This window comes from Syntrophomonas sp. (assembly GCF_028707975.1).
Lineage (GTDB): Bacteria > Bacillota > Syntrophomonadia > Syntrophomonadales > Syntrophomonadaceae > Syntrophomonas.
In genome coordinates this window covers 14,978-19,420 of record NZ_JAQVZX010000035.1, presented here as the reverse complement: position 1 = coordinate 19,420, position 4,443 = coordinate 14,978, and the positions used below count along the sequence as shown (strand labels likewise).

General features: G+C 47.9%; 3 protein-coding genes. All 3 read left to right on the top strand.

Annotation, left to right across the window (positions count from 1 at the left end; translation table 11 throughout):
• Positions 1 to 105 precede the first annotated feature (105 nt).
• A complete protein-coding gene (locus tag PHP87_RS06460; protein WP_299919772.1) occupies positions 106 to 267 on the top strand; it encodes a hypothetical protein in 162 nt (53 codons plus the stop codon).
• Between the two features lie 58 nt (positions 268 to 325).
• Positions 326 to 2,827, top strand: a complete 2,502-nt coding sequence (spoIIE, locus tag PHP87_RS06455) for a stage II sporulation protein E (protein ID WP_299919770.1) — start codon at positions 326 to 328, stop codon at positions 2,825 to 2,827.
• Positions 2,828 to 2,910: 83 nt separating this feature from the next.
• The gene (gene tilS / locus PHP87_RS06450; RefSeq protein WP_299919769.1) at positions 2,911 to 4,275 is read left to right on the top strand and encodes a tRNA lysidine(34) synthetase TilS; all 1,365 of its coding nucleotides are present in this window, start codon (positions 2,911 to 2,913) and stop codon (positions 4,273 to 4,275) included.
• The last annotated feature ends 168 nt before the right edge of the window (positions 4,276 to 4,443 follow it).

The following is a 4,443-nucleotide window of genomic DNA, read 5'->3' as shown; positions in this document are numbered from 1 at the left end:
GTTGCCGAGCCGGTGGTCTGAGAAGTTGACCATGTCACCTAGCCAATGGGAAGACAAGCTGTAAGCAAGGGCGTCTTTGGCGACAAAGGGGTCTGAAGGAAGCTGATGGCGGTTATCGGAGCGGAGCTTTTCTTATTAATTCTCTCAGATAAGAGAAAAGCTCAGGAAAAAATGGCAAAGATAGCGTTTTCCCAGCAGATTTTGTATAAAGAAAAAGCAGACACTCGTCCGCAAATTACAAAATTTACCAACATCTCTTGCTTATAATAGGTGGACAAGGCTTTAAACAGCCATAATCATCTTAAACTAAATTAGGAGTTCGGAGATGGGGGATAAGATGCTGGAAAAAACTGAGATATATCCTTATCAAAGAGTTGCGGAAAAAGCCGGCAATAGATCCCGGGGAAAAAAGCACGAGCGCGAGCGCGAGTGGCGGCAGACTTTTAAAGAGAGTACGGCCAGGGGAAAAACCTGGCTAAGAGCCTTTTTAAAAAAAGAAGGCTCCAGCTTTTTTCATTCGCTCTTAAGCTTGGAAAACCTGGTCCTGGCGGTGGGAGCCTTGATTTTATCTCGGGCCTTCGTTCTGGGCGATTTGCTCCCCTTTGTTTATGCCTATCTGGCAGTTTTCGCTGGAAAGGAGAAAGGGCGGGCCATTTTATTGCTGGCCTTTGCTACCCTGGGACTGAGTAGTGTATTGCATGGCTTTGACCTGGGAAGCAGCATAGTGAGCTTGCTGGTCTTAATCGCAGTGCTTAAGCGGCTGAGAATACTGCCGGAAAAAGCCTGGTGGATGCTGCCCTTGGTCAGCATTTCCGTACTTTTTACCAGTAAGAGCCTGTTTCTCCTGGGAGGGGAATTTTCCCTATATGCCGAAATGGTAGTGGTTTTTGAAGCGGTCATAGCCGGCGTTCTCTGCTTCGTTTTTACTGTCGCCCATGAAGCCATAGCCCAGCGAAAACCTCTTGCCAGCTTGAATTTTGAGGAGTTTGCCTCCTTTTTAGTTCTAGGCATAGGTCTGGTTATGGGTTTGAATAATGTTCATCTGGCTGGTTTGAGTGTAAGCAGCATAATCTGTCGCCTGGGAATAATGCTGGCAGCCTTGCTGTGGGGCAGCGGGGGGGGAACCATAGTAGGAGTAATGACTGGAATCATTCCTTCCATATCTTCCAGCATATTTGCCCAGAGCCTGGGTATGTACGCTGTTTCTGGCCTTCTTGCCGGGTTGTTTAGAAATCTGGGTCGCCTGGGTATTGTTTTAGGTTTTATGCTGGGAACCATGGCCCTGTCCATGTTTATACCGGAAACCTCGGCCACCATTCTGGGAATATGGGAAACAGCCATAGCCAGCCTCTTGTTTTTCCTGCTGCCGGAGTCATTACAGGATAAAATGCCTCTGCAGGCCCTGGGACCCCTGAACGGCCGTTTTAGGGAGCAAGATGAAACCATTGACAGCCGACTGGAGGAAAGTGCCAGAAAACGCATCGAAAACCTGGCGGCGGTCTTCGAAGAACTGAGTAGCAGTTTTAGCGGGGAAATGGAAGTGAAAAGAAAAAATCACCAGGCCGCTTATTTAAATTACCTTTATGAACAGGTATCGCAAAACTTTTGTGAAAAGTGTTCCCGCTATGATAATTGCTGGGGCCGGGATTCTTACCATAGCTCCCAGCAGATTTTGGAACTATTCTCTATTGTTGAAAAAGCTGAACTCAGCTATGAAAAAGCCCCGCGTGATTTTAAACGGCGCTGCCTTTATGCCCGTGAAATGATAAGTACCATAAACTACCTCTTTGATCGCCTGCTCTTGAATGAGTACTGGTCCGATAAGTTGTGCGAATCCCGGGAACTGGTGGCTACCCAGCTCAAAGGGGTTAGTCAGGTAATCAAAGGTCTGGCCCAGGAAATCGATGTAAAAACCGAATTCGACCTGGAGATCAGAGAAAAGTTGTTGAGAGAAAGCAAGCAACAAGGTCTTAAAATAAAAGAAATGACCCCTTTGCGCAGCAGCAGTGGGCAATTACTGCTTAATGTTGTGGCTGACCCCTGCCGGGAGGGAGAATTTTGCAAAACCAATATAGCGCCCTCTTTCTCCAATATCCTGGGAGAAAGAATGGAGGTTTGTGAAAAAACCTGTCCCCGCTTCCGCGCCTGGGGGCAATGCAAATTCACCATGAGCCGTGCCTGTAGCTACAAAGTGAGCAGTGGGGTGGTGCAAGTGGGCAAGGAAGCGGTTTGTGGCGACAGCTTTACCATAGCCAGTCTTAAAGAAGGAAAAGAATTAATAGCCCTCAGTGATGGAATGGGGGTGGGGGAGAAAGCTTGCTGTGAGAGCCAGGCTACGGTAAGATTGCTGGAAAACCTCCTGGAGAGCGGCTTCCAGCGCGAAGTAGCGCTAAACACCATAAATACTGTCCTGCTCCTCCGTTCGGCTCAGGAGAGCTTTGCCACCCTGGATATGCTCATGGTGGACCTCTATAATGGTGATGTGGATTTCATCAAGGTGGGCAGCGCGCCTTCCTATATAAAAAGAGATAAAAAAGTGGGGATGATAAGCTCCCACTCCCTGCCCATAGGAATACTGGAGAATGTGGATGTAGTAAGCGAGAGACACAGCCTCTGCCCCCGCGATATCCTGGTTATGGTAAGTGACGGCGTTCTGGAAGTATCCCGGCAATTTAATGAAACCTGGATAATGGACTTTTTAAGCCAGGTGGACGAAAGCGACCCGCAGTTGCTGGCCGAAATGATTATGAACAAAGCCCTGGGCATGTGCAAAGGAAAGCCGGCTGATGATATGACCGTTATCTGTCTTCGCGTAGAATTGCAGTAAAGAATCGGGAGAATCATGGTTTGACAAAGGGGAAAACTTGGGTAGCATTAGACTAGGAGATTTCTTAATAGTGGAGAAAGATAATGCTGCGCAAAGTTAGAAAATATATCCAGGAAGAAAAGCTGCTGGAGCCGGGGAAAAAGGTTTTGCTAGGTGTTTCCGGCGGGCCGGATTCCATGGCTCTACTTCATATTATGCATAAATTAACCCCGGAAATGGATTTAAGCCTGGTAGCCCTTCATCTCAATCATGGCCTGCGCCCGGAAGCCGCTGCCGAAGAGGAATTTGTCCGGGAACACTGCCGGAAATGGGCCATAGATTTCTATTCCCGGCAAGCTGATATCAGATCGCTGGCTGCCCAGCAGAAAAAATCCCTGGAAGAAGCCGGGCGCGACTGCCGTTACCAGTATTTTTTTGAGTTTTTGGAGGAACTCCCGGCCGATTACATCGCCACCGCCCATCACCAGGATGACCAGACGGAAACAGTGCTGCTGCACTTGCTTCGGGGGAGTGGGCTCAAAGGGTTGCGCGGAATTATGCCACGGAAAGGCCAGCTGCTTCGCCCCCTATTAGCCTTGTCCAAGGCAGAAATTATTCATTACCTGGATGAAAACCAAATCCCCTATTGCCTGGATCAGAGCAATAAGGATTTAAGCTTTCTGCGTAATCGTGTCAGATGCGAACTCATACCCTACCTGCAAAAGGCCTACAACCCCCGCATTATTGAAAGCCTGAACCAACTGGCCGGGATTGCCCGTGATGAGAATGATTATTTGGAAAAACAGCTCCATTTCTCCTGGGATAAACTTCTGCGCCAGCAGGAGCCTGATTTAATAATTCTGGACAAAAAGGCTCTGGGCGAAGAGCACCCGGCTCTGCAAAAGCGGCTGGTTTTAGAAGCTTTGGCACGTCTCCGGGGCGAAAGCGGTTGGGAAGTTAAGGATGTGCAAAGAATACTCCGCTTGCTTTACCAGCCGGGCTCCTCCAAATATATTCAGCTGAGAAAGGGTCTGCGGGTAAAAAGTATTTACCAGGAACTGCATTTTAGATCAAAAGAAACCCCTGCTGCTAAATTTTGCTACCCCATTTCCATCCCCGACCGGCTTAGTATTTCCGAAACTGGAGAAAACTATATTATAGAGCTGGGCCAGCTCTCAGATATGCAAGCAGGCTTATCTTCTTGCTTGGATTATGATAAACTGGAGCAGCCCTTGTTTTTGCGCTCACGCCAGCCCGGAGACCGTTTTCAACCCTCGGGAATGAAGGGCAGCAAGAAAGTAAAAGATTATTTTATAGATATCAAGTTGCCCCGGGAGCAAAGGGATCGGGTTCCTTTACTGGCCTCCGGGCAGAGTATTTATGCGGTAGTTGGTTACCGAGTTTCCAGTCTGGCTGAATTGAAGGCGGAAACCCGTAGAGTACTGATAGTTAGAAAGGAAAACACATGAGTAATTAATAAGAAATAGATTTTTTAGACGCTGAAGGACGCTGATTTTTATGATTCACAAAATAATAAAAGAAAAATCATATTAAAACTGCGTTGATCTGCGTCAAAAACGGGCCCCCTATATAAGGCCAACACATTTTCATTGGTGGTTGTGCCCCTCACCTTGCGG